The 25,441-nt window shown below is 59.1% G+C and carries 22 protein-coding genes and 5 pseudogenes; 12 read left to right on the top strand and 15 right to left on the bottom strand.

Annotated elements, in window-relative coordinates; genetic code table 11:
- The first annotated feature begins 178 nt into the window (after positions 1-178).
- Positions 179-1,093 carry an extracellular solute-binding protein gene (locus tag AXF15_RS03870; protein ID WP_335338905.1) on the top strand — a complete coding sequence of 305 codons (915 nt, stop codon included), beginning with the start codon at positions 179-181 and terminating at the stop codon, positions 1,091-1,093.
- A 30-nt stretch (positions 1,094-1,123) separates the two neighbouring features.
- On the opposite strand, the pseudogene AXF15_RS13390 reads toward AXF15_RS03870, so the two are convergent.
- A pseudogene (locus AXF15_RS13390) lies at positions 1,124-1,848 on the bottom strand (IS5 family transposase); the annotation flags it as partial.
- 119 nt (positions 1,849-1,967) lie between these two features.
- On the opposite strand from AXF15_RS13390, the gene AXF15_RS03865 reads away from it, so the two are divergent.
- Together AXF15_RS03865 and AXF15_RS13385 are read left to right on the top strand one after the other, a co-directional pair.
- Complete coding sequence (locus AXF15_RS03865) at positions 1,968-2,966, top strand: helix-turn-helix domain-containing protein (protein WP_169793592.1); 999 nt, start codon at positions 1,968-1,970, stop codon at positions 2,964-2,966.
- A 62-nt stretch (positions 2,967-3,028) separates the two neighbouring features.
- A protein-coding gene (locus AXF15_RS13385) for an IS5 family transposase (RefSeq protein WP_236884825.1) occupies positions 3,029-3,786 on the top strand; the annotation gives its coding sequence in 2 pieces (ribosomal slippage) (positions 3,029-3,362 and positions 3,362-3,786; 759 coding nt in all).
- Between the two features lie 120 nt (positions 3,787-3,906).
- On the opposite strand, the gene AXF15_RS03850 is transcribed toward AXF15_RS13385, so the two are convergent.
- Both AXF15_RS03850 and AXF15_RS03845 read right to left on the bottom strand, forming a co-directional pair.
- Positions 3,907-6,096: a TonB-dependent receptor gene (locus AXF15_RS03850; RefSeq protein ID WP_066603531.1), complete on the bottom strand. Its 2,190-nt coding sequence runs from the start codon at positions 6,094-6,096 to the stop codon at positions 3,907-3,909.
- Positions 6,097-6,194: 98 nt separating this feature from the next.
- On the bottom strand, positions 6,195-7,574 hold the full coding sequence (locus tag AXF15_RS03845) for an MATE family efflux transporter (RefSeq protein WP_066603529.1): 1,380 nt from the start codon (positions 7,572-7,574) through the stop codon (positions 6,195-6,197).
- A gap of 167 nt (positions 7,575-7,741) precedes the next feature.
- Between AXF15_RS03845 and AXF15_RS14505 the strand changes: the two are divergent.
- Positions 7,742-8,172 (top strand): annotated as a pseudogene (locus tag AXF15_RS14505) (IS1595 family transposase); the annotation flags it as partial.
- A gap of 54 nt (positions 8,173-8,226) precedes the next feature.
- Here the strand turns inward: AXF15_RS14505 and AXF15_RS14500 are convergent.
- Positions 8,227-8,322, bottom strand: a pseudogene (locus tag AXF15_RS14500) (hypothetical protein); the annotation flags it as partial.
- Between the two features lie 124 nt (positions 8,323-8,446).
- Here AXF15_RS14500 and AXF15_RS03835 point away from each other — a divergent pair.
- Both AXF15_RS03835 and AXF15_RS03830 read left to right on the top strand, forming a co-directional pair.
- Positions 8,447-10,105, top strand: a complete 1,659-nt coding sequence (locus tag AXF15_RS03835) for an ABC transporter permease (protein ID WP_211259008.1) — start codon at positions 8,447-8,449, stop codon at positions 10,103-10,105.
- Positions 10,089-11,183 carry an ABC transporter ATP-binding protein gene (locus AXF15_RS03830; protein WP_066603523.1) on the top strand — a complete coding sequence of 365 codons (1,095 nt, stop codon included), beginning with the start codon at positions 10,089-10,091 and terminating at the stop codon, positions 11,181-11,183. Before AXF15_RS03835 ends, AXF15_RS03830 begins: the two co-directional genes overlap by 17 nt.
- Positions 11,184-11,374: 191 nt before the next feature.
- On the opposite strand, the gene AXF15_RS03820 is transcribed toward AXF15_RS03830, so the two are convergent.
- From AXF15_RS03820 to AXF15_RS03795, 7 genes and pseudogenes are all read right to left on the bottom strand, one after another.
- Positions 11,375-11,767 carry a winged helix-turn-helix transcriptional regulator gene (locus AXF15_RS03820; RefSeq protein ID WP_211259007.1) on the bottom strand — a complete coding sequence of 131 codons (393 nt, stop codon included), beginning with the start codon at positions 11,765-11,767 and terminating at the stop codon, positions 11,375-11,377.
- Between the two features lie 10 nt (positions 11,768-11,777).
- The gene (locus AXF15_RS03815; RefSeq protein ID WP_236884822.1) at positions 11,778-12,977 is read right to left on the bottom strand and encodes an IS4 family transposase; all 1,200 of its coding nucleotides are present in this window, start codon (positions 12,975-12,977) and stop codon (positions 11,778-11,780) included.
- A gap of 165 nt (positions 12,978-13,142) precedes the next feature.
- Complete coding sequence (locus AXF15_RS03810) at positions 13,143-13,481, bottom strand: DsrE family protein (RefSeq protein WP_066603519.1); 339 nt, start codon at positions 13,479-13,481, stop codon at positions 13,143-13,145.
- A 28-nt stretch (positions 13,482-13,509) separates the two neighbouring features.
- On the bottom strand, positions 13,510-14,253 hold the full coding sequence (locus AXF15_RS03805; protein WP_151192276.1) for an MBL fold metallo-hydrolase: 744 nt from the start codon (positions 14,251-14,253) through the stop codon (positions 13,510-13,512).
- 145 nt (positions 14,254-14,398) lie between these two features.
- Positions 14,399-14,641, bottom strand: a pseudogene (locus AXF15_RS14495) (FeoA family protein); the annotation flags it as partial.
- Between the two features lie 129 nt (positions 14,642-14,770).
- Positions 14,771-14,971: pseudogene (locus AXF15_RS14490) on the bottom strand (FeoA family protein); the annotation flags it as partial.
- Positions 14,972-15,101: 130 nt separating this feature from the next.
- Positions 15,102-15,593, bottom strand: coding sequence for a metal-dependent transcriptional regulator (locus tag AXF15_RS03795; RefSeq protein WP_236884824.1), 492 nt, complete (start codon positions 15,591-15,593; stop codon positions 15,102-15,104).
- Between the two features lie 86 nt (positions 15,594-15,679).
- Here AXF15_RS03795 and AXF15_RS03790 point away from each other — a divergent pair, with 86 nt between their 5' ends.
- Positions 15,680-16,096 (top strand): Hpt domain-containing protein, encoded by a 417-nt coding sequence (locus AXF15_RS03790; protein WP_066603511.1) that lies wholly within the window; start codon positions 15,680-15,682, stop codon positions 16,094-16,096.
- A 35-nt stretch (positions 16,097-16,131) separates the two neighbouring features.
- On the opposite strand, the gene AXF15_RS03785 is transcribed toward AXF15_RS03790, so the two are convergent.
- From AXF15_RS03785 to AXF15_RS03780, 3 genes are read right to left on the bottom strand one after another with little or no spacing between them, the layout of a single operon-like run.
- Entirely contained in the window at positions 16,132-17,343 is a 1,212-nt protein-coding gene (locus tag AXF15_RS03785) for an aminopeptidase (RefSeq protein WP_066603510.1), read from the bottom strand.
- Positions 17,333-17,944, bottom strand: a complete 612-nt coding sequence (locus tag AXF15_RS13375; protein ID WP_151192275.1) for a class IV adenylate cyclase — start codon at positions 17,942-17,944, stop codon at positions 17,333-17,335. The genes AXF15_RS03785 and AXF15_RS13375 overlap by 11 nt, the downstream gene beginning before the upstream one ends.
- Positions 17,941-18,735: an undecaprenyl-diphosphate phosphatase gene (locus AXF15_RS03780; protein ID WP_066603507.1), complete on the bottom strand. Its 795-nt coding sequence runs from the start codon at positions 18,733-18,735 to the stop codon at positions 17,941-17,943. The genes AXF15_RS13375 and AXF15_RS03780 overlap by 4 nt, the downstream gene beginning before the upstream one ends.
- Before the next feature lie 123 nt (positions 18,736-18,858).
- Between AXF15_RS03780 and AXF15_RS03775 the strand changes: the two genes are divergently transcribed.
- Positions 18,859-19,668, top strand: a complete 810-nt coding sequence (locus tag AXF15_RS03775; protein WP_066603506.1) for a histidine racemase CntK family protein — start codon at positions 18,859-18,861, stop codon at positions 19,666-19,668.
- Between the two features lie 94 nt (positions 19,669-19,762).
- Here the strand turns inward: AXF15_RS03775 and AXF15_RS03770 are convergent, their stop codons facing one another.
- Positions 19,763-21,301 (bottom strand): flagellar hook protein FlgE, encoded by a 1,539-nt coding sequence (locus tag AXF15_RS03770; protein WP_169793589.1) that lies wholly within the window; start codon positions 21,299-21,301, stop codon positions 19,763-19,765.
- 216 nt (positions 21,302-21,517) lie between these two features.
- Here AXF15_RS03770 and AXF15_RS03765 point away from each other — a divergent pair, with 216 nt between their 5' ends.
- Genes AXF15_RS03765 through AXF15_RS03750 form a run of 4 tightly spaced genes read left to right on the top strand, consistent with a single transcriptional unit; the run spans position 21,518 to position 25,407 of the window.
- A complete protein-coding gene (locus AXF15_RS03765; protein ID WP_066608649.1) occupies positions 21,518-22,735 on the top strand; it encodes an aspartate aminotransferase family protein in 1,218 nt (405 codons plus the stop codon).
- Between the two features lie 12 nt (positions 22,736-22,747).
- Complete coding sequence (locus AXF15_RS03760) at positions 22,748-23,596, top strand: 50S ribosomal protein L11 methyltransferase (RefSeq protein WP_066603500.1); 849 nt, start codon at positions 22,748-22,750, stop codon at positions 23,594-23,596.
- On the top strand, positions 23,593-24,252 hold the full coding sequence (locus AXF15_RS03755; RefSeq protein ID WP_066603499.1) for an endonuclease III domain-containing protein: 660 nt from the start codon (positions 23,593-23,595) through the stop codon (positions 24,250-24,252). Before AXF15_RS03760 ends, AXF15_RS03755 begins: the two co-directional genes overlap by 4 nt.
- Before the next feature lie 33 nt (positions 24,253-24,285).
- A complete protein-coding gene (locus tag AXF15_RS03750) occupies positions 24,286-25,407 on the top strand; it encodes a murein hydrolase activator EnvC family protein (RefSeq protein ID WP_066603495.1) in 1,122 nt (373 codons plus the stop codon).
- Positions 25,408-25,441: the final 34 nt, after the last annotated feature.

Here is a 25,441-nt window from a genome sequence, read left to right as displayed (position 1 = left end):
GGCATGGTGTTCAGGCAGGTTCTCCTTTATTTCAACACATGATCCAAAGCAGGAGTTTTGCATGAAAAGTTGCTTCAGACGAATTTTATGGTCCGGCGTTTTTGCCGCCGCCGCGTTGTTCTGCGCCTCCGTGGGTTTCGCCGCCGAGGTCAACATCTATTCCGCCCGCTAGGAGCATCTGATCAAGCCGCTTCTTGACGAGTTCTCCAAACAGACCGGAGTGCAGTACAAGCTGCTGACGGGCGAGGGCCCGGCCCTGCTGGAGTGGCTCAAGGCCGAAGGACGAAACAGCCCGGCCGACGTGCTGCTGACCGTGGACGTGGGTAATCTCGTGGCGGCCAAACAGGCCGGAGTCCTGCAGGCGGTCAAGTCTTCCGCGCTCAACGAAAACATCAAGGAATCCTACCGTGACGCCGAAGGATTCTGGTATGGACTGTCCGCCAGGGCGCGGGTCATCTTTTACGATCCGAAACGCGTCAAACCCGAACAGATCGCCACTTACGAGGCCCTGGCCGATCCGGAACTGGGCAAGGTGGTCTGCGTGCGCAGCTCCTCCAACATCTATAATCAATCTCTGGTGGCGGCCTTGATCGCCCATCACGGAGTGGAGCAGGTGGACCGCTGGATCAAGGGCTTCGTCAACAATTTCGCCCGCAAGCCTCAGGACAACGACACCGCCCAGATAAAAGCCGTGGCCTCGGGCGAATGCGCGGTGGCCGTGGCCAATTCCTACTACTACGCCCGGATGCTGGCCTCGGGCAAACCCGGAGACAAGGACGTAACGGACAAGGTGGCCGTGCTGTGGCCCAATCAGGGCGACCGCGGTGCACACATGAACCTGAGCGGGGCCGGGGTGACGGCCAGCGCGCGCAATGTCGAGGGAGCGGTCAAACTGCTGGAGTTTCTTTCCGGTGAAAAGGCGCAGGAGATCTACGCCCGCGAAAACAATGAATACCCGGTCAATCCCAAGGTCAAGGTCACGGGGCCGGTGGCGGAGATGGGCGAATTCAAGGCCGACAACCTGAATCTGTCCGAGATCGAGAAATACAACGCCGAAGCCGTACGGGCCATGGACCGCGGCGGCTGGAACTAGTGTGTTTGCAAACTATTTGATCCAAATCATTGAAGCTACCAAGTAAATGAAAGAGAGAAAGGTCTGGGAAAGCTTTTCATAACGTGTTGCTACTCTGCGGTACTCTTTGATTTTATCAACAAGATGCCTTTCCTTATAAAGATGCCGATCATACCGACGAGGTGTTTTACGATTTGAGCGTGGAGGAGTAACTACGGTACAGCTTCTTGCCTCAAGAAGTTGAACCAACGGCTCGCTGTCATAGCCTTTATCGGCAATAACAGTACAATCGCAAACCCCTTCGAGTAATTGTGGCGCAACAGTGATATCTGCGCATTCACCTCCTGTGAGGAAAAACGATACAGGGTTGCCGAGCGCGTCTACCTGTGCATGCAGCCTGGAGGTAAAACCTCCGCGACTGCGGCCCAGAGCTTGTCTGTGCTGCCCCCTTTTGCGCCGGCTGAGTGTTTGTGGGCATGGATGTACGTACCGTCAATCATCACCGCTTCGAGATCGGGGTCAGACGCCAGAGCGAGAAAGACTGCTTTCCAGGAACCTTTTATCTGCCAACGCCGAAAGCGGGAATACACGGCATTCCATGAACCATACTCTCCCGGCAAGGCCCTCCAGGGAGCCCCGGTACGCAGTAACCAGATGATCGCATTTATGAATGTCCGTTTATCTTTGGCCGGACGACCACCTTTGGGCGAACCCTCAAGTGGCAAAAAAGGCTCAAGCCGTTGCCAGGTTTCATCGGAAATGTCAGTAGAGCACATGTCCAAAAGCTACACCAATCAAGCTTGGTCATAAGGTCTGCAAACACGCCCTAATGGTATCAGCTACGTATGTAGAGACTAAAAAGGGTGCCATAAGGAGGCAAGTGGGGGGTGATGTCATGAATATGTGCACGGAACAGGTTTCCAAGTACTTTTCCCAGGGAAAAGGCCTGACCTACCGCCGGGACAAAGATGGCGCAGCTGGCGTTGTTCCCGAAAGAAGCCAGCCGTTTCCGGACGTTTTTCTTGAGGTATTGCCACATAACATTTTAAAAAATGAATTACAGGTACGGTTCGCCACGGAGATACCTTTAAGTCAGGCGCGGTTCCTTGTTTTTTCATTGTGCTTGGCCGGTCTGGTCACGACATACATTGAATCGGACCCGCCGGATGTGGTCGCCCAAGGGCAAAATCAGCTCGCGGTATACCACTATTCCACTGTGCGGGGAGAGTCCGTCTTTCAGCGAGGCGAACTCTCGATGGTCAACATCTGCATAAGCTTTGAAACGCTGGAGCGCCTGTGCGGCAAAAATCCGGCGCAGCCTTGGTTGCTCAGAACGTCTGACCGCAAGAAGCTGCACATTATTCAGGTGGTGACGGCTCCGCTGCTGTTGCTGGAGGTTGGCAGGCGGCTGATCCTGCCGCCTGTCAAAGGGCAGGCAAAAGACATGTACAGGCGGGGAGCATGCCTTGAATTTCTTGCCCTTGCGCTTGAATCTCTGCAAAAGCTGTCCGGTGCGGTAGCGCCGATGCTTCTTAGTCAGCAGGATGTGGCGCAGCTGACCCTTGTTAAGCACCAGCTTGAGAGCTCTTTTGAGCAGCCGCCGTCATTGCAGGAGTTGAGCAAGATGTTCACCCTCAATGAGTACAAGCTGAAAAAGGGATTTAAGCAGCTTTTCGGTATGACCGTCAGCGGGTACGTGCAGTTTTGTCGCGTCAATCATGCTTTCAAGCGCTTTCTGGATGGCGAATCCAACGTCAGCCAGTGCTCATGGGAGGCGGGTTATACCAATGTGAGCCATTTCATCAAGGCGTTCCGCAAGCACTACGGCTGCACGCCCGGCAAATTTATTCTTAGGCAGAAAGACATTATTACCCGTCTCAGCATGTCAGGGTAGGCTCAGGCCTCATTAATTGCAAAATGAGGAAAGTTGGTTAGTTGTGCTCAAAGGAGGATGTAATGAGCCAACTTTTCTACCTTTCCGCCGAACAACTGGAGCGTATCAAGCCTTTCTTTCCACTTTCACACGGCATTCCACGCGTCGATGACCTGAAAGTCATAAGCGGCATCATTTATGTCATCAAACATGGCCTGCAATGGAAAGATGCACCGCCTGAGTATGGCCCTTATAAAACGCTGTACAATCGTTTTCTGCGCTGGAGCCAGATGGGCGTCTTCAACAATATTTTTACCGAGCTGGCAAAAACAGCCGGAAAAGACGGACGATTGATGATCGATGCGACCCACCTCAAAGCCCATCGTACCGCAGCAAGTCTGCTCAAAAAAGGGCTCTTTCCCGCTGTATCGGACGCACAAAGGGCGGTCTGAACTCAAAACTCCATGCTGTTTGCGACGGTCACGGCAGGCCTCTGGCCATGACGCTCACAGAAGGCCAGGTGAGCGACTGCAAAGGATCCGCCCTGCTTATGGATGCTTTGCCTGAGGCCAGGGAGCTTCTGACGGACCGCGGTTACGACACCGACTGGTTCCGTGACGCCCTGCTCACCAGAGGCATTACGCCTTGCATCCCTCCCAAAAAGAACCGAAAGAGCCCCAGCTCTTACGACAAAGATCTGTATAAACAGCGGCATAAGATTGAGATCATGTTTGGCAGAATCAAGGATTGGCGTAGAATAGCCATGCGTTATGACCGCTGTGCACATACTTTCTTTTCAGCTCTGAGCCTCGCCACTTCCATCATATTCTATCTCAATTAATGAGGTCTGAACCTAGCTTTGTTGTATTTTCCATGAGGTGTGGTCATTCTGCGGGGTGGGTAAATTTCCGCCCACCGCGGAGAACCCGAGCGGGCGGGAGACAGGTTCCAGTAAACCAGGTCAGAAAGTGTACTGCACCTGCACGCCTACTTCACGAGGACGGGCCATCATGCCGATATTGGTTACGGGGGTGTAGTAGGAGAAATACTTCCGGTTGGTAAGATTGTTACCGTAAAGATAGACGCCGAAGTCTTCATATTCGTAGCCGATGCGGGCGTTAAGAAGGGTGACGTCGCTGCGCTGATGTTCGTTGTCTTCGGTCCAGTAGAGAGAGCCTGTCTGCAGTACTTCGCTGCGGGCGAAAATACCTGCTTCGTGACGATACTGAAGGGCGAACGAGGCTGTATAGTCGGGTGTGTAAGGAACTTTGTTACCGGAATAGTCCTCACCTTTATGGACATAGTCGTCAAATTCGGCATTGGTGTAACCGAAGCCGACTTCGGCATCTAGACCAGGCAGAAGACGCGCCAAGGCATCCACCTCGAAACCGTAGCTCTTGGCGGAGCCGGCGTTGCTGCTCAGATACTGGCGCGAAGCAGCGTCGTATTTGAAGACCTGGAGGTCATCAAAGGTAGAATAGAAAAGGGCCGCGTTAAGCTGGAGTTTTTTGTCGAACCATTCTGTTTTTGTGCCGAGTTCATAGTTCCAGGCGATCTGGGAATCGTATTTCATGTCGATACCGGTGGCGCTTACGTTGTTGAAGCCGCCGGGAATGAAGCTGCGGTTAACCCCCGCATACATCATGAAATCGTCGGTAAACTGATAGCTGAGATTAAATTTGGGTAGAAGCTCCAGCCAGGAATCGTCATGTGTTTTGGCGACTTTCGCCAGTTGCTGCGAGATGCCGAAGGCCGGAAGGCTCATGGTGGAATCGTTGCGGATGTTGATTTTCTTGTGCGTATACTGGCCGCGTAAAGCTCCGACGGCTCGCAGTTTCGAGGTCAGGGGAACGCTCAGTTCGCCGAAGGCGGCATAATCCTGCGTGTATTCGCGGCTGGGCTGATTCTGGTACATGACGGCAGTAGTGACCCCAAGCATGGGAATAGGATAGTTATCAATTTTGCCGTCGCTGTATACGCTGCGGATGTGCATGTCGGTATAGCCGCCGAACAGTCCGGCCATCCAGGTTACGCCGTCGGTGCCGTCCGGGGATTTGATGCGCAACTCCTGCGTGAATTCCTTGCGATCGTTCTTGCGGCCGGTATCGAAATACTCTGCGTGGGCTCCCAGAGGATTCAGCCTCAATGGATTGTACACAAACGCCATGTCGCAGGCGTAGTCCAGAAACTCGCTGCGGAAGGTCGTGATGGATTCCAGGGTAAGGGGCTCAAAGTTCACAGATGCTGTGAGAGCCATATTAAGAATGTCGGAATCAAGATAGTCGTCGTCATTGAGCGGAGAGTCCAGCGTGGGGCTGTCGCTCCAAACGGCATTGGAGTAGCCGTCGCGGCGGGCTGTGTAGTTTATGTGGAAGTTGAATTCCGTGTCCTCGGTAGGAGTAAGGCGCAATTGCCCTTTGAGTCGTTCTACACGCTCCTTGTTGCCGTCGGACGTATCGTCGTGTTCCATGAAGCCGTCAAAGGTGTCGTGTCGGCCTGAAATCGAGAAAAAAAGCTTGTCTTCAACAATGGGGCCGCTGATGGTTCCGCCGACCTTGAAAGTCTCATAGGAGCCGTACTCGGTCTGTATGCCGCCATGCCATTCATTGTCCGGCTTGCGAGAGATGACGTTGATGACGCCTCCCATGGCGTTTTTGCCGTAGATGGCGCTTTGGGGGCCTCGCAGAACCTCCACGCGTTCAACGTTCATGAGCGGTGCGTCCAGATTGAAGTACGTATCCACCGGCACGCCGTCCACATACATGACAATGGGGCTCGTGGACGTGCCGGGTGATGTGGTCACCCCGCGGAAGGACATCAGGCTCGCACCGCCGATAAAGGGGCTGAGGTTCAGGTTGGGAACCCGCTGCATGACGCGTTCGATGGTGTCCACCTTGGCGTCTTCAAGCTTCTCGCTTGTGAGGACTGAGATGGAAGAAGGCGTTTTCTGCACATCCGTAGCCCGTTTGCCAGCTGTGACAATAACGGCCGGGAGCAGGTAGTTTTCTTTTTCCTCAGTGGCCGTGTCTTCGGCCAGCGTTCCACCCGGAACGGCTAGGGTCAGGCAAAGGGCTAGGGCCGCAATGCCCCGGCGGGTTTGGTTAAGCACATGCTTTGGATGTTTCTGCCCCGCGGATCTGTGGTACGACATTCTTTTCCTTCCGTTGTTAATTGTTAATAGCCAAGCGAACAGCTCATACGCCCGAGTGCGAGGGCTCCGATGCAGAATCATGAACCCCGGCGCGGGCGTCAGCCCCCCCTGTTGCTAAAAAATAGCCTGACAACCCTGCGTCCCAGTAGCAGGGCTACCAGCGTGATGCCGATCACCAGCGCAAACCACCAGCCGACAACCCCATAGTTAGGAATGAACCGACGCAAGCCGAAAGGCAGGGGCATGCCAGAAAGGGCGTAGCCCAGAGGAAAGGCTAGCAGCCAATAGGTGCCGCTGGTGATAAGAAAAGGAATCACCGTGTCCTCAATACCTCGCAACGCTCCATTGAGGCATATCTGCACCGCGTCGACCAGTTGGAACAGCGCCGCGACCATCAGGATGCTCGTGGCTAGGCTGATAACGGCGCCATCACCGGAGTACACCCCCGCCATAGCTTCCGCACAGAGCCACATTGTTATGGTCAACGCCAGCCCGACGCCGCATCCGGCGGCCACGGAAGTAAAGACGGCCTCCTGTTCACCCTTGCGGTTGCCCTTTCCCCGTTCGTTGGCGACCAGAATACTAGTCGCCATGGCAATGCTGGTAGGAATGGCGAACAGAACCATCATGAAGTTAAAGGAAATCTGATGGGCGGCGATGGGGACGGCCCCTCCGGTGCTGATGCACAGCGCAATGGCTGACAGGACAAGAAATTCAGAAATAAGGGCGATGCCTATGGGCAACCCCACGGCCGCCAATGCGCCAATATTTTTCCGGACGGGGCGTGCCCACGATGACAGCAGGCGTCGATGGTGATAATTCGGGGTGATGCTCACATAGGCGGCGAAGAGCAGTGCTGAGAGCGCCATGCTGATGCCCGTGGCAAGGCCGGTGCCGGCAACGCCCATGCTGGGCATGCCCAGGTTGCCGAACATCAGGCCGTAGTTGAGTACGATATTGACCAGAACGGTAATGATGGAAATAACCGTGGCGGGCAGCACATTTTTTTGCCCGTCGCAGTAAAAGCGCATGCCAATGGCGAGGCTGGAAAAGGGCAGACCCCATACGAGATAGTTCAGATAAACTGCGGCCTGTTCGGCTACATCTGGCGTGACGCCAAAAAGCGTCAGATTGGGCGGAACCAGTAGCAGTAGCCCCATCCCGGCCACTCCGAGCATCAGGGCGAGCCAGAGCCCCTGACGTCCCGTGGCGGCCAGTTCATCGTGCCGGTCGCCGCCATGGTGCTGCGAAACTACGATCATGACGCCGTAAAGCGTGCCTGTGATGAACATCTGCACAGGAACCCATATGGCGGATCCCACGGCCACGCCGGCCTGATACACGGTGCCTAGGCTTCCGGACATGATTGTATCGGCCATGCCCGAAGCGAGATATGCGTACTGGGATAAGAGAATAGGACCCGCCAGCAGGAGCAGCGCGCGGAAATGGCGGCCAAGTTTCATATACTTATGAGGCATGAACGACTCCGGCATGAATCCATTATGGGGCTGCAATACCCCCGGACAGGCAACTCCAAGCACTATATGGAATACCGCGGCCGGAGTATCCCCGAGGTGGGAGCGATTTTACCCTGAATTGAAAATGAATTGGGTCTAGTCAGACTATCGTCTGATAGGCTAGAAAAATGTGTGAAAACAGCAGGTTAAGTCGATACAAAGTCGGAAAAATTATTGAATGCTTTTGCATCGACATTGACGCTGCCAGAACCGCTCTGCTCCTGAAGCTGAACAGAAAAACCGTGAACAGGTACCTTCTGGCCTTCAGGTGGTTGATTTATCTCCACCAGGTATCCAAAAAAGAGCAAATACTGGGCGTAGTTGAGGTTGATGAAAGCTTCTTTGGCCCCGTCCGGGTTCGTGGACGGCCCGCCCCCCGAAAAAGAGGCCGGGGCACGCTTAAACAACCGGTCTTCGGCATCTATGAGCTTGATGGAGCCGTTTACACAGAGATCTGGTCACGGACTGCCCGGCCAAAACGCTTCAGGCCATCATCAGGGGTAAGGTTTTGCCTGAGGGTATTATCCATTCCGACTGCTGGAAAGGCTATGACGGACTGAAAGAGGGAATACACGGCATTCCATGCCCCATACTCTTCCGGCAGAGCCCTCCAGGGAGCGCCGGTGCGCAGCAACCAGATGATTGTATTTATGAATGTTCGTTTATCTTTGGCCGGACAACCACCCTTGGGTGAACCCTCGAGCGGCAGAAAAGGCTCAAGCCGTTGCTAGGTTTCATCGGAAATGTCGGTAGAGCACATATACAAAAACTATACGAATCCACGCTGGTTATAAAGTTTGCAAACATACTCTAGCGTCATGCGAGGGGCGGGCGTGAAATCCTGGAAAGCCGCCGTACTGGGGATTGCCGTTCTCGCGGCCGCTCCCGTCGCGACCATCGCGGCCTTTCTCTTCACGCCTTCCCTGGATGTCTGGCGGCACTTGGCCTCCACGGTGCTGCCACGCTATGTCCTCAATTCCCTGACCCTCATGTGCGGGGTCGGGGCGGGTTCTCTCATTCTGGGCGTCGGCACGGCCTGGCTGGTCTGCATGAACAGTTTCCCCCTGCGCCGTTTTTTCGAGTGGGCCCTGATCGTTCCTCTGGCCATACCGTCTTACGTCATCGCCTTCACCTACACCGGCCTGCTGGAATACAACGGGCCGGCGCAGGTTTTTCTGCGGGGCCTTTTCGGCTGGAGCACCGCCGCCGACTACTGGTTCCCGTCGATACGCTCCCTGCCGGGGGCGGCCGTCATGATGACCCTGGTTTTTTACCCCTATGTCTATCTGCTGTCCCGGGCCGCTTTTCTGGAGCAATCCGTCTGCGTGCTTGACGCCGGCCGCACTCTCGGCCTGGGCGCGTGGCGCGCGTTCTGGCGCGTGGCCCTGCCTCTGGCCCGTCCGGCCGTGGCCGGAGGATTGGCCCTCGTGCTCATGGAGACGCTGGGGGACTTCGGCCTGGCCAGCTTCTTCGCCGTGGACACCTTTGTCACCGGAATTTACCGCACCTGGCTGGGGCAGGGCAGACCGGCCGTGGCCGCGCAGCTCGGAGCCGTACTCATGCTGTTCATTCTCGCGCTGCTCGTGCTGGAGCGCACTTCCCGGCGCGGCCGCGTCAGCCATACCACGGGGTATTACCGCCAGCTTCCCCGCTATCGGCTGACCGGGATCAAGTCCTGCCTTGCCGTATGCGCCTGCTCCGTGCCGGTGCTGCTGGGGTTTCTGCTCCCGGTGGGGGCCATGATCCTGTGGACCTGGGAGACTCTGGATTTCGTGGACAAGCGCTATCTGGGCATGGCCATGAACAGTCTGGCCCTAGGCGGCATCGGCTCGGTGCTGGCCGTGGGCGTGGCGGTGGTGCTGGCCTACGGAAAACGTCTGGTTCCCGGCAGGCTAACCGCCGCGGCCGTGCAGGCGGCATCCCTCGGATATGCCGTGCCCGGCGCGGTCATCGCCCTCGGCATCATGCTGCCTCTGACCGCCGCGGACAATTTTCTGGCCACCCTGATCCGGAAATATTTCGATGTGAACGCGGGTCTGCTGCTGACAGGCACCTGGGCGGCTCTTGTTTTCGCCTATGTGGTCCGGTTTCTGGCCGTGGCCGTCAACACGGTGGACGCCAGCCTGCAGAAAGTGACGCCCAGCATGGACGGCGCGGCGCGGACCCTCGGCCTGTCTCCGGGAAGGACGCTTTTCCGGGTACACGGTCCGATCATGAAAGGCAGCCTGCTCACGGCCGGGGTGCTGGTGTTTGTGGACATCATGAAGGAACTTCCCGCAACCCTGATGATGCGTCCTTTCGGCCTGAACACCCTGGCTCTGCGCTCTTTCGAGCTGGCCTCGGACGGCCTGCTCAGGGAATCGGCCAGCTCATCCCTGGCCATCGTGCTGGCGGGTATCGGCCCGGTCATTCTGGCCAGCACCGCCATCGCCGGGTCCAGGCCGGGCCAGCGCGGCGGCGCACCGGAGGAGAATCATGTCTCTGCATCTTGAGGGCATAGAGCACCGCATCGGGGGAAAGACGGTGCTGCGCGGCGTCGGCTTCGAAGTCAGCGCGGGCGAGGTGCTTTGTCTGCTGGGGCCCTCCGGCTGCGGCAAGACGACCCTGCTGCGTCTTGTGGCCGGGCTGGAAGAGGTTCAGGCGGGATGCATCCGCATCGACGGCCGGATCGTGGCCAGCGGTACGGAGCATCTTCCTCCGGAGCGGCGGGGCATCGGTTTTGTTTTTCAGGATCTGGCCCTGTTTCCGCATCTGACCGTGATGGAAAACGTCATGTTCGGCCTTGCGGACCAGAGGGATCAGGTCGCGCGGCGGGAGAAGGCCGTCGCGGCCCTGAGGCGGGTGGACCTGGAGGCGCGGGCCCGGGTTTTCCCGCACGAGCTTTCAGGGGGCCAGCAGCAGCGTGTGGCTCTGGCCAGGGCTCTGGCTCCGGGGCCGCGGATCATGCTTCTGGACGAACCGTTTTCGAGCCTCGACGCCAGACTGCGGGGGCAGGTCCGGGACCAGACGGTGCGGGTACTCAAGGACAGCGGCGTGGCCACGGTCATGGTCACCCACGACCCCGAGGAGGCCATGTTCATGGGCGACCGCATTGTCCTTTTGCGCGAAGGGCTTGTCGTGCAGACGGGCACGCCCCGGGAACTCTACACGCGGCCGGCCACGGCCTTTGCGGCGGCTTTTTTCAGCGAGATGAACACGCTTCGGGGCACCGTCCGGGACGGAGGCGTCCGGACTGTGCTGGGGCGGGTCGATCTCCCCGGCCTGCCGGACGGGACTGGAGTATCCCTCATGTTCCGCCCGGACGCAGTGCGGATTTCAGCGGGCAAGGCCGCCGCTTCTTCCCATGCCGTGCGGGCCAGGGTCGCGGGATGCCATCTGCTGCCCGGCTCCATGCTGCTCTATCTTCAGGTGCCGGATGAAGGGGATGGCGAGAAGATCTTGCGCATCCAGGCCAGGGTTCCCGGCTTTGCCGATGTTTCCGACGGCATGGACGTGCATGTGGAGGTGCCGCGCGGGTTTATGCTCGTTTTTTCGGATGAAACCGGAGCCCGCATCGAAGCACGGGCATGACGTCTTTTCTCCGGGATAGCACCGGCGGAAAATATCCGCCCCGGAGAAATCCGGGGTCTTCCTTCCCATAAAACGATCCGGCTTCCGGGGGCCGTAAAGCCCTGAAAACCGGATCAGCGGCGTTCTCCGGTCGCAGGTCCGCCTCCAGCCATCCAAAATTTTTTCCGGCGTGAAAGGAAATGCCTGCCAGCTCAAGTTCGAGCATGCTGTCTGCTTTCCGCCAGAATTTCCTCCATATTTTCTTCCAGCCAGTCTACCAGGGTGTTAAGATGTTCCGCGGCCTGTTTGCCGAAATTTGTCAGCGAGTATTCCACATGCGGTGGCATGCTATCAAAATCATGACGGTACACCATGCCATCCTGCTCCAGATTTTGTAGTGTCTGCGTGAGCATGCGTTCGCTGATACCTTCTATTTCACGCCGTAATTCCCCGAATCGTTTTGTTCCTGTGTAGAGGGTCACCAGCACCAGGATCCCCCAACGACTGGTCAAATGCCGCAATATTCGGCGGGAGGGGCAGCTGTCTGACAGTACCCGCCCCCGAAGGTTCCCGTTTTTCAGAAAAAAATTTAGTTTTTTCATCATTGCTGTCCGGCTAAGCGATGTAATCTAACAGTTTGAAGTTATATGAATTATCGAATTTTCGTCGTCTGGGATTCAGGAGTTCATCCAAGGATGCCTCGCCGAGCAGGTTGAGTTGAATGAGCTGGAAGAGTTGCTGTACGGAGAGTCCGAGACGGCTGAGGAATTTCTGGTACGCGAGGAGCAGGTAAACCGTCAGGGCCGTGTAAATCTGGATCAGGACAGCGTTTTCCGAGTTGCCGACGAAGGTCTTTATGCGCAAATTTTGTTTGATTTCCTTGAAGAAGAGCTCGATTTGCCAGCGGTCTTTATAGATGTCGGCGATGGTTTTCGCCGAAAGCCGGAAATGGTTGGTCAAAAATTCGTAGTGTTTCCCGGTTTCCTGGTCACGATAGCCGATACGGCGCAAGCGTAAGGATTTTCCCCGGCTGGAGACTTCAATGATGTGATCGGAAGTAACGCCGGTCTTGCGATTCACGAGGCGGCGCTCCAGGAGTTTGAAAACGGCGTTGCGCTTGAGCCGGGTCACAAAAAAGACGCCCTTTGCCCCGAGGAGCCGAAACCAGGGATAGCTGGTGAAGCCCTTGTCAAAGACCACGATGGAGCCTTTGGGCAACTCCATAGCCTGAGCTATGCGGCTTTCATGGATTTTGGCGTCGGTGACGGTTGCGAAAGCCGGGATATGGCCATCGTGATCCAGCAAGGTATGTACTTTGACGCCGCCCTTGGCCTGCCGAAACGAGGCCCAGGGAAAAAGCGACAGGCAAAGCTTTATGGTGGTGGCGTCCAGACTGAACAATTTGGATTTGAAACGGAATTTGTGCTTCGGGGCTTTTGCGGCGCACAGGCCGTACATCTCGGCGAACAGATCCTTGAAAAAGCCTACGGGGCGAGAATTGTTCGCGTCAGCAAAGGTCGAGCGGGCCACGTTTTTCAGTCCCCAGTGATACAGGCGGTTTCCCGCAGCCTCAAGGCAGCGCAGGCCATCGCGCATGGAACGTCTTGCGGCAAGCTGGATGAAGGCCATGACCGTGAACTGCTCCTTGAAACCGAATTGACGCGACGAGCGCCCGGTTTTGTGCCGTCTTTCGAGTTTCTGAAAAACATGTCTGGGAATCAGAGATAGCGTCTGGGAGAATAGTGTATTATGGTGACTCAAGTCCAGAATCTCCTTGTGTGGCAAGATGTTGTGGTGATTTCTTTTACCACACATCGCTGAGATTTTGGACTCTTTTCTTATCCCTTAGCCGGACAGCAATGCCTGCGGAACAGATTTTATCGCTGCATCCGGTCCGCCAGAAACAATGGATGGCTCCGGCACGAACACAAAATTACCCGGCCAATCAAGCCGCAAAAGGCGACTCACATCTGCCCGGCGTCAAGGTTTTATGTATGCGCAGCCCTGCTGCTGTAATTCAATCAGCGCCACGACCCCTGCCGGAACCGTGGCGCAGCCGGGCAGGAGTTCCTCCTTGGATATGTCGAAAGCGCGCAGCGCGTTTTCGCAGACATGGATGCTCACCCCCTGTCGCAGCAGTTTTTCGGCACGGCCCAAGGCATCACTACCATTGGCCGGACAAAGGAATTTCACGGCCGGACCATTCACCAGCAGGTGCGTCTGGGTTTCGGGCCGGGCTTTGAGCAGATTTTCCGCGTTGGTCAGAGCCAGACGGAAAATATTCTCGTCGTTTAAATCAATGTGAAACACGGCTTTCATGATTTTCTCCTGATGCGGGAATTATGTTCTATGGCCTGCTACCCGGAGCCAGACCGCAATGGCGCAGATTTTCCGCATGAGTACGCATGTAAAATTCGCTGGCATCGCGAGGCAGGTCCAGAGGAGCTCCGTCACGCAGGGCCCTCAGATAAGCCGCCGTCTGGCTCAGGATTTCCCTGCCGCCGACAGGACCATGAGAGGGAATGACATAACGTACTCCGTCATGGCTCTCCCAGTATTCCAGACCGTGAATCCAGCCATCCAGATGGCAGTTCTCCGGAACGTCCGGGCAGGGGAGTTCCGCCGCGTCTCCAGCCAGCAGCAGTGCCAATTCCGGAATGAAAGCCACGATGGAATCCGGCGTATGACCGGGCAGATGCCGCAGATGCACGGTACACCCGCCAAGGTCGAGGTCCAGCTGCCCGTCGAATATGACCGTCGGCGGAACAAGGTGCACGCCGTCCCACATGCCGGGTTCCCGGGCCTGGAGGTCGCGCAGGGTCCGGGGCGCCTCGCACTCAAAACGCCGGGCACATTCCCGGTGCCCGACAACCACGGCACAGTCCAGAGCGGCCGTTCCCTGTACATGATCCCAGTCCGCATGGCTGTAGGCCACCAGACAGGATTTATGAAGAGCGGGCCGAATGGCGGACAAGTGCCGGGGATGGCTGAGCGTGTCCCAAAGCAGTTGGTGCCGCTGCCCATGGATGAGAACGCTGCACACCGGAAACATCCCCGTATGGATTTCGTGCACGATGTAGCGGGGCGGCATGAAACGGCCTGTATCGGATTTTCTCCCGGCAGGGAAATGCATCTCATCAAAGGCCGGAAAAAGACCCCGCCCGTTTCCAAACCGGACAAAGGCCCGTTTCTGACAATTTCAGGCCGGGCCGCCCTCGCCCGGCAAAAGCAGGCGGCTATTCCGGGAGAACAGAGGCGGTTTGCGGGCAGGAAGCGTCACCATCGACCAGCACGCTTTGAGCCATGCTCCGGCACAGACAAAGACGGCTGGAATGGAGCTGAACCATCAGGATGTCCTGAGTTCCGGAAAGCACCCGGACTTCGGTGCCCGGAATAAAGCCCATGGCCATGAGACGGCCCGTATGGCGGCAGTGAGGCTGCGCCAGACCGCTCACGACACTTTTTTCTCCCTCTTTCAGCTCATCCAGTGTCCTGCGGGAGGAAGATGGCTCTTGCACCTGATGACGGCATCCGCCGCAGCCCTGACTGCTCTCTCCGGGCGCGCCGTGCCGCGCGCCGCGGCGGCCGGGACGCTCGGCGGAAAAAAGTTCGACGGAGATATAATCCGCCTCGCTGTTGCGCAGCGTCAGAGTGTAATCCCGCAGACGCAGAGCCACCGGATCCCGTAGCGGCGCACGGCCCACGACGCTGATCTCAGTACCCGGAACCAGCCCCATATCCCGGATGCGGCGGCCAAGCTCGCCGCGTGCGCTGACGGCCCTGATCACACCCCGGTCCTGCAGACCCATCTGGCGCACATTGACGATGGTATTCACGCATTCCTCACGGCAAAAGGATTCCGTTTGATTCTTTTGCGCGGCCGACCTCTCAGGGCAGGGCTTTCTTGGAGCGGAGGATTACGAAGGCAACACCGCGGCATCAGCCGCACTTGCTGTCCAGGCGCTCCAGGCAGGAGCGGATACAGCCTTCACAGTCGGAACAGATGTCCCCTTCGTTGCAGGTGCGGGTGAAGGCTTCCAGCCAGTCCTTGCCGGTTCTGGGGCAGGTCATGATGAAGCGGGCGAAGCGGGTCAGGGTCTCCAGGCTTTCGTCGTCGATGTGGTGCTCCAGTTTGCAAGCGGTATCCTCGGCTATTTCGGGACGAATCCGGAGAAATGTGTGCAGAAAGTCGAACAGCACCTTGTGCCGGTGCACAATACGAGAGGCTGTGCGGAAACCCTCGGGCGTAAGCGTCACTGCATTGTAAGGCTGGTAGTTGATGAGGCCGCGCAGGGAGAGCTTCTGGAGTGCGTTGGTCACCGAGGCCCGCTGCACGCCCATGGCGTCGGCGATGTCTTTGGCCCGGGCCTCTGAATGCTGCGCTTCCAGGGAAAAGATGGTCTCGAGATAATCTTCGAGATTGGAGGACATGGCTTCCATAACTATCGGGTCCTGTTGCTGTTGCGTGAGGTTGGGAAGAATGATTACAAAGACAGGGACCGGAGGCAAGCATAAGTATGAAAAATTCCCGTATTCTCGGCATGCTCGGCATCTCCCTGGAACCTGACACGGCGGAAACGCCGCTGCTGACCGTTGCGGGAACTCTCGAGCGCCTGTCGGGAGACACGGAGCTTCTGGCGGATCTTTTTCATCTGTTCGCTAGGAGCGCTGAAAAAAATGTCGGGGAAATCGGCATGTTCCTGGCCCACAAGGATCTCACCCAGGCCGCTCGCGCGGCCCACGCCCTGAAAGGCTCCGCAAGCACGGTGGGAGCCGTCCCCCTGCAGCAGGCCGCCATGGCGCTGGAACAGGCCATCCGGAATCGGGAGACGGATCGTCTCGCCCTTCTGCACGCTGAGCTTAAGGATGTCTGTGAGCAGACTCTTGCGGCCATCCGCGAGTATCAGGCCGGTCTGTCGATGGACAGCGGCTGAGTTTTCAGGCGCCCGAAAGGCGCCGTCCCGCCTTTTTATACTTCATCCGGGACGCGGAACATGCCGTCCTCATAGATGACGGTACTCCCGCCGCCCTGCAGCATCGCCGTCACGGTCTTGGGTTCCGTGTTGACCAGATCCCAGTGCAGGGCCGAATCATTGAAGCCCAGCTCCTTTTTCCTTTCGGCGGTCAATTCTTCCGGACTGCCCGCGTAGGTGTCCGCGTAGGACGATCCCACGGCCACATGGCAGTTGCCATGCTCTCCGCCGTAGTTCTCATCAAAAAGTGTATGGGCCATGAAGGCATCGATGCGCGAGAAGCGTTTATCGGTCAGAGAGAACTCGCCCAACTGGCAGGCTCCGGCGTCCATGCTCAACTGGGCGCGCACAAATTCCCCGCCCTCTTCCGCCGAGACGAGCTCCGCCCGGCCCTTCCAGAAGCGAAGAGTCACCCCCTGCACCCGGTTGCCGTTGCGGTAGCACGGCTGATCGGCATGGAACACACCCTCGGTCCTGCGGCAGTCCGGCGAGGTGAAAAGTTCAAAGCTCGGGATGTTGTGCCCGGAAACCCCGATCCAGCGTCGCTGGGCGCCCGGATATATCTTGAGATCCGTGGACGCGGACCGCACCCGGTAATGATCCACGGCCATCCGGTTCAGCCAGGCCTTGGCCGTTTCGGCCCGCTGAAAAAAATCCTCCCATCTGGCCACGGGATCTTCTTCGTCCAGATAGGCGGACCGGATGATCTGCCCGGCATACTGGTCTTCCGTCATGCCCGCGCTGCAGGCCAAGGCAGGAGTGGGCATCAGGCACAGGGTCCATCCGAAAAGCCGCTTGGACTCGCGCCGGTCAAGGATGTCGTGGAGCTGCTTTCTGGCGCGGGTGGCCACCGCGATTTTCGCCGGATTCACGCCGCTCAGATGAGTGACGGAATCCGGAGCCAGCAGGGAGATGAGCCCGCTCGTCCACGCGTATAACTCCTCTTCTCCCGGAGGATTCCTGGACAGCAGCGTATCGTCGGCCCCTGAATAATATCCTTTCTCCAGAAAGCTGGGATGGTTGATGCGCACCACCGGATAAAGCCTTTTCTCCAGGAGCAGGGCCTGGACCTTCTCGGCCAGGGGCAGGGCCGCAATATCCGTGCGCACCAGCACCACGTCCCCCGGAGAAAAAGGCGTGACGCGGGCCTTCTGCATACCCCAGAACAGAACGCGGGCGTACTTTTCCAGATGAGTTTCAGTCAGCATGGGATTCTCCTTGAGTGAAAATTCGGCAGCCGAGGGTCCGCCCCAGGGCGGCCCGTTGCGCGGCAGGAAACATACATCGGCCGCCGCCGTTTTCCTCGATCCAGACGCGAGCCAGAGACGGGTAGGTTTCGCGCTCCGGAGACATCCGGACGAGTTCCAGGGCGCTGACGGCCTCACTCACGGAAGAAGGCGCCCCTTCAATCTCAAGGAAATATCCAACGGGAAGAATATCCAGAAAAACCAGGGCGGAATCCATGCTCCAGACCGCCCTGAACTTTTCGTACTCCAGGCACGGTCTGTACCCCAGACCAAGCAGAATTCCGTCCATCTCTTCCGCCGGAGCCACGCGGCACTCCCGTTCCCGCCGGTTTTTCATGCCGGAGGGGCCGCTTGCGGGCTCCTTGTAGGTCAGAGTAACGGCGTCTTCCGTGCGGCGAAGACGCAGAACGCGCCGGGAATCGCACAGAACGCCGCCGCAGTCGTACAGAATGTTGGACTCGAAATGCCACCCGCCGCGCGGTGCGGCCTTCCGGCGCAGCAGTTCCTCGACGCGGGCATGGTCCGCCAGGCGGTATTTGACCTCGTGCTCAACGCCGTTCATGGCCAGAACACCCACACCACCATGGCCGCAACGACCAGACGGTACCAGGCGAAAGGCCGCAGGGTCAGGCGGCCCAGAAGGGCGATGAAGGTTTTTACGGCCAGCCAGGCCGACGCGAAAGAAACGGCAAAACCCGTGGCCAGCACCGGCAGGTCCTGCGGGGTGAACAGGTGCCAGCTTTTCAGCATGTCGTAGGAAGTGGCCGCGAACATGAGGGGCACGGCCGCCACAAAGGAGTATTCGGCGGCGGTGCGGCGCTCCACGCCCAAAATCATGCCGCCCATGATGGTGGATGCGGACCGGGAAAATCCGGGCCACAAAGCCAGGCACTGAAAGCAGCCCACACCCAAGGCCAGAGCGGGGGTGAGCGTATCCAGACTGCGGCAGGCATTGCGGGCGGGCAGACGCTCCACCACGATAATGGCCGCAGCGCCTGCGGCCAGAGCCAGGGCCACGGCCATGGGGCTGAACAGCCGCTCCTTGATGAAGGAATGGGCTACGAAGCCCAGAAGCGCTGCGGGCAGAGAAGTCAGAAACAGCAGCCAAAGGCCGTACAGGCCGCTGAATCTGCGGTCGGACGGCCGGATCAGCCCCAGAAAGGTCGGCCAGTAGAGCACGACCACGGCCAGAATGGCCCCGAGCTGGATAAAAATTTCAAAGGTCTCGGCCTTGGGGCCGGTAAAGTCGAGCAGGTGCCCGGCGATGATCAGGTGTCCGGTGGAGGAAACAGGCAGAAATTCGGTCAACCCCTCCACAATGCCCAGCAGGATGGCGTTCAGGAATGATGTCATGTCATTTTGGCGTTGGCGTGAAAAAGAAACGCCTATCCCCGAGCACGGACATGGTCAATGCCGTCTTCCCCTTCCGGAACCGGCCTGCAACGGATGCGGATCAACACACACAAGGAGAGCGCAATGCGCGGCCTTCGATTCTTCAAGCTCAGCCCCGGCGGCAATTCGACCATTCTGATTCTGGATCCCGTGCCCGCCGGGGAACGGGCGCCGACGGCCAGACGGCTGATGGACGTCCATCATCTTCAGGCCGAGCAGGTGGGCTATCTAGACCTGCATGTCCGGCCCGTGCGGCTGGACATGATGGGCGGAGAATTCTGCGGCAACGCCTGCCGCGCGGCGGCCGCGGTCATGCTCCGCGAGAACCCGGCCCTGTTCATGAAGGAAACGGATGGCTCCCTGCACGCGGACATCTCCGTTTCCGGCGTGGAGGAGGTTCTGCGGGTAAAAACTGTTTCCGGCCCGCACGGCCATGAATACTGGGCCCGGATGCCCCTGCCGTCTTCGCCTGAGATGGCGGCAGAGCTGGCTCCCGGTGTGGGGCTGGTTTCCCTGCCGGGCATCACGCATCTGTGCCTGGATCAGACCACGCATCCCTTCCCGGCGGACTGGGCCGCCCAGGCGTCCGGACTGCGCCGGAAATACGGTCTGGATCAGGAGGCCGTGGGCTGCATCTGGCACGAAGACCGCGCCATCCGCCCGGTGGTCTGGGTGCGTGCCACGGACTCCACGCATCTGGAAACCGGATGCGGCTCAGGAAGCCTGGCTTTGGCGCTGTGGCTGGGCAAGGGGAAAATTTTTCCCCTCGACATGCGCATCCGACAGCCCAGCGGCCAGGATATCGGCGTGCGGGTGGAGAAAAGCGAAGACGGCTTCCGGGCCTGGATTCACGGTCCCGTGGCCGTCGTCGCCCATGGCGAGACATACGTCTGACGGAAATGGAGGCAGCGCGCGGAGTTTCTGTCCGAAACCCGTACGGATCGCGTCCGGCGGCCGTGAAAATCCGGGCCCGCGGCGAACCCGGCCGCTATTTCTTCATCTGGATCGCCGTCTGGATAATCTGATCTCCCGTGGTGATGGCCTTGCTGTTGGCGTCGAAGCCTTTCTGGGTGATGATCATGTTCACGAACTCCGTGGCCAGATCCACGTTGGAGTTCTCCAGAGAATTACCCGCCACCAGCCCGAGCCTCCCGTCTCCGGCCCATCCCAGCGTGGCCGCTCCCGAATCTCTGGATGCCGAAAAGCGGTTCCCCCCTTCCCTGAACAGGCCCTGAGGATTGACGAAATCCGCCAGCGGAATCTTGTACAAATCCTGAGACTGTCCATTGGAGAAGTAGCCTGTCAGCACTCCCTGACTGTTGACGGACACGGTTTTCAGAAGGCCGCGCTCGTACCCGTTCTGGGACTGGTAGATAGTGCTCGAGGCGGAACTGAAATTGGTCAGGGCCAGCACCTGCCTCTGCACGCCGCCCATCCCCGGAAGACTATCCAGAGTGGCGCCAAGGCCAGCCATGGATGCTCCCTCGGGCATACTCCACCCGCTGTCGGAACGAAGCCCCATGTCCAGAGAAATGGCCGTGGGAGCGCTGCCGGCCAGATGAACCGGAACCTGCGGGTAGCCGTCGGAAGAAAAGGAAACCGGCCGCCAGTTGGCCTTGTCGTCGGACGTCCCGGAAAACGCGGTCATGTTGACCAGCTCGCCCGATGGCGAAAAGGTCAGGGTCCCGGCCATGAGAATACCCTTTTTGGCGTTCAGTCCCGAGCCGTCCGAAGAAGGCGGCACGGTAAGCAGATATTCCCAGACGCGGTGTCCGGCGGTATCCCCGGCGATGCCGGAAACCGGGTCGAAATAGGCGGTCACCGCGTGGGCCGTGCCGTTTGCGTCGTAAATTTTCAGGGCCGAGGAATAGGCGCTTTTCTCCGCGCCGAGGGGCTCTTCCCGCGTGGCGTCCCAGGAATCGAACAAAGCCGTAAAGGGGCTTTCAGTGCGGGAGATCCGGTCTTCCGCGCCGGAGTCCAGATTGAGCGCCATGCGTATTTCCGTGGTCGCTTCGGGTTCAGAGACGATGCCGGCGTCTCCGTGGGTGCTCAGCCGGATATTTTCGAGGGTCACGGCTCCGGCTTTGGGCAGAATCTGCTCCCTGTGCAGCATGGAGGTCGCGGGCATCCTGTATCCCTGAAGGATATGGCCTTGCGGATCGCGCAGATAGCCATCCGCGTCGAAGCGGAAATTCCCCGCCCTGGTGTAATAGGTCGTTTTGGCGTTGTCCGGGGAGACCAGAAAAAAGCCCTTCCCGCCGACGGCGATATCCGTGGGCGTGTTGGTCGATTCCAGCGCCCCCGGAGACATGTTGGGCAGAATGGAGCTCACGCCCACGCCCTGGCCGACCTGGTTGCCCGCGTCCGCCCCGGTAAGCTGCTTGCTGATCAGGTTGTTGAAGAGCATGTTCGAGGACTTGAAACCCACCGTGTTCAGGTTGGCGATATTGTCGGAAATGACGGACATGCGCTCCTGCTGGGCCATGACGCCGGACGCCCCGATATGGATGGATGAGGTGAAACCCATGAATGCCTCCTTGCGGAAATGCGGCAGTTTTTTCCCGCCCGCGGGCATTCATGCAGAAACAGGGCCGGACCATCCGAATCCTCCGGGTGACGCCCGGACCGGAATTCATCGATTGACGCCGGGCACCATATGGGCGGATGAAAAGATTTTCGCGCGCCCGGCAGCCCCGGCCCTTTGTTGACGGCATAACCCGATTCCCGCATGGAGAACGCAGCCATGAATACCGAAGACATCAAAAAGAACGAATCTGCCCTGCTGTGCCGGACCTACGGCCGCTACCCCCTGGCTGTCAGCCGGGCCCAGGGCACCAGACTGTATACGCCCGAAGGCCGGGTTTATACGGACCTTCTGGCGGGAATCGCGGTCTGCAATCTGGGGCACTGTCACCCCGAACTGGCGGAAGTCATGGCCGCCCAGGCCAGAAAGCTCGTACACGCCTCCAATCTGTTCTATCAGGAAGAGCAGGTGGAACTGGCCCGGAAGCTTCTGGCCACCACGCATCTCCAGCGCGTCTTTTTCTGTAATTCCGGAGCCGAGGCCAACGAGGGGGCCATCAAGCTGGCCCGGCGGTTCATGCGCGAGGTCCGGGGAGAGGACAGGTACGAAATCATCACCCTGTCCGGCTCCTTTCACGGAAGGACCCTGGGCACCCTGACCGCCACGGGCCAGGACAAGATAAAGACCCATTTCGGCCCTCTGCCCGAGGGTTTCGCCCTGGCCCCTTTCGGCGATCTCACGGCGATGGAGCGGATCATGAGCCCACGCACCGCCGCCGTGCTTGTCGAGACCATCCAGGGCGAGGGCGGCGTCATCCCGCTTCCCGAAGACTATGCCCACGGACTGGAAAAGCTGTGCGCGGATCGCGGAGTCCTGCTCATGGTCGACGAAATCCAGACCGGCATAGCCCGCACCGGAAAGTTCTGGGCCCATCAGCATTTCGGCCTCAAGCCCCAGATAATCACTGCGGCCAAGGCTCTGGCCGGGGGGCTGCCCATGGGCGCGGTCATGTGCACCGAGGAGGTGGCCGGAGGATTTCCGCCCGGCAGCCACGGCACCACCTTCGGCGGCAACGCCCTGATCAGCGCCGTGGCCGCCAAGGTCATCGACATCATCGAACGCGACGGGCTCTGCGAGCAGGCCGCCAGCCTTGGCGAGTGGTTCCGGAACAGACTTGAACGGGTCAAAGACAGGCACCCAGGACAGATTGTCCAGATCCGGGGCCTCGGCCTCATGGTCGGCATCGAGCTTGCCCGGCCCGGAGCCGATATCTGGCGCGCCCTGCTGGACAAAGGCTTTGTGCTGAACCTGACCCAGGGAACGGTGCTGCGCCTTCTGCCGCCCCTCGTCATCACCCAGCGGGAACTGGAAGGCTTCGCCCAGGCCCTGGATGAAATCCTGTCCGGCCGCGCGGACTCCCCCGCTTCTCCGGAATGAGTCGAGGTTCCCATGACCGGTAAACTTTCCCGCCTGCGCCTTTTTTTTCCTCCTGATCACGAAGATCTGCTGACGGGGCTGCTTTTTCTGCACGCGCTCTGGGGCTGGCAGGATGATGGAACGGAGGGCGGGCTGCGCCGCCTGACCGTCCATTTCGACCGGCCGGAACAGTCCGCCGGGCTTCAGGCCGTGCTGCACCAAGCCTGTCCTGCTCTCCGCATGGAAACGGACACCGTGGACAACGCGGACTGGACCAGCGCCTGGAAGAAGTATTTCACGCCCATCCCCATCGGCTCGCGTTTCGTCGTGCTTCCGGCATGGATGGCGGATACGCCCCAAGAGGCCGAGCCCATCCTGATCGAACCCAAGATGGCCTTCGGCACCGGGCACCACCAGACCACGTCCCTGTGCCTGCACGGCTTGGTCCGCCTGGCTGAAGAGGGACGCATCCGGCCCGGCCAGACTTTTCTGGATCTGGGCACGGGCTCGGGCATTCTGGGTATCTCCGCCGCCAAACTGGGATTGACGGGTCTGGGGCTTGATATCGATTCCGTAGCCATCGACAACGCCCGGGAAAATGCGGCCATGAACCGCGTGGAAAAACTGCTGGACCTGCGTACGGGCGGCATTGAGGCCGCCGGTGGCCGCTTCGACCTGATCCTGGCGAACATCCTGGCCAATCCGCTGGTGGACATGGCTGGAGGTATCGCGGCCTGTCTGGCCCGGCCCGGCGTGCTCATGCTGTCCGGCATCCTCCAGGACCAGGCCGACCGGTTAGCCAGAGCCTACATGAAACAGGGCCTGCCCGAGCCGGAAATCACCCGCGCCCAGGACTGGGTTCTGCTCCTGTTCCGCGCATGAAACGCGAAGCCCTGCTCCTTGGCGTCCACGACGCCATGCTGGCCGGACTGGGCCCGAGCCACTGGTGGCCGGGTGAAACGCCCTTTGAGATCGCCCTGGGAGCCATTCTGACCCAGAACACGGCCTGGACGAACGTGGAAAAGGCCCTGCACAACCTGCGCTCCGAAAACCTTCTGCACCCCCCGGCCCTGTACGAACTGCCGGAACAGGCCCTGGCCGAACTCATCCGCCCGGCCGGATTTTTCCGGATCAAGGCCCGGCGCGTCCGCAATTTTCTCCACTTCCTGCACGAAACCTGCGACCTCGACATGGAGGAACTGCGCTCCCGGGACATGAGCACCCTGCGAGCCCGGCTGCTCGACATCTCGGGCATCGGACCGGAAACGGCCGATTCCATCCTGCTCTACGCCCTCGATTTTCCCTCCTTCGTGGTAGACGCCTACACCAGGCGCATCCTGAACCGGCACGGGCTGGTGCCCGAAGACATCGGGTACGAGGAACTGCGCGATTACTTCATGGACGTGCTGCCTGCGGACACACCGCTGTTCAATGAATTCCACGCCCTGCTGGTCCGGGTGGGAAAAACGTGGTGCGCCAAAAAAACGCCCCGTTGCGCGGGCTGTCCGCTGGCTCCGTTTCTTGACCGCGAACCTTGACCTCCCAGGCAAAAAGCATCATCCAGAACGCCCATGAACCGCATGCTTTCCGGCTGGTTGCCCGCCTTGGTCTGGAATCGCATCTTCCTTCCGCTCCTGCTGCTCATTTTTGCGGCCGGTTCCGCCTGGGCCGATCTGGAAAGCGAAATAACCAGAAAAAACAAGCAGCTGGCCGACCAGAAAAAAGCGGTGCACGCCCTCACGGAAAAGGAACGTACCCTGCACAAAAACCTGGCCGATCTGGAAACGTCCATCAAAGGTTCAGCAGAGGAACTGGCCCGCCTGGAACAGGAACTGGAGCAGCTCGAAAAAAAGCAGGACGAGGGAGCGCGGCAGTTGACGACTCTTCTGGCTGAACGGGAAGAAACCGCCTCGCATCTGGCCGTTCTGCTGCGTACCCTGTGGCCCATTTATCTGTCCGCCAGGGACCGGGGCCTTTCCGCTCCGGAGCAGTGGGCTTCGGCCGACCGCGAGGAGGAATGGATTTCCGCCCTGTACCGCGAGGCCCGGCTTCTGCGCGAAGACATCGAACGCCAGAGCCAGACCGTGGCCGACGAACAGGCGGCGCTGGACCAGAATGCGGCCAGGGTCGCGGCCCAGCTGGAGAAAATCAAGGCCTCCCGCGCCAGCCTGGACAAAAAGAAAGGGCGATTCCAGAAAGAGATAAAGGAGGTCCGCGCCCGAAAGGCCCGAAGCGAAAAGGAACTCCACGATCTGGCGGGCTCCATCGCCAGACTGAAGCATCAGATCAGCCTGCAATCCACCAAAAAAATTTCCAAACTGCAGGGGAAACTGGCCTGGCCCGCCAAAGGAAAAAGAGTGGTCTCCTTCGCTCCGGATAAGAATCCGGGCAGCAACGGTGTCGGACTGGCCCTGCCCGCGGGTACGCCGGTGCGCAGCATGTCCTGGGGCAAGGTGGTGCATAACGACCAGCTGCGCGGATTCGGGCAGGTGGTCATTATTTTTCACGGCGAGGACTACTACTCCCTGTACGCGTTTCTGTCCGAAACCCAGGTCACCGTCGGACGGGAAGTGGAGCGCGGCCAGCAGATCGGCGTATGCGGTTTTTACCCGGCGGCCGGCGGCAATGGACTGTACTTTGAATTGCGTTTCCGGCAGAAAGCCGTCAATCCGTTGAATTGGTTGCAATCGTGATGAAAAAACACGGGTGGCACATGCCGGCGCGGAT

Origin of the sequence: Desulfomicrobium orale DSM 12838 (genome assembly GCF_001553625.1) — a bacterium.
Taxonomy (GTDB): Bacteria; Desulfobacterota; Desulfovibrionia; order Desulfovibrionales; family Desulfomicrobiaceae; genus Desulfomicrobium; species Desulfomicrobium orale.
This window is presented reverse-complemented; position numbering and strand designations above follow the sequence as displayed.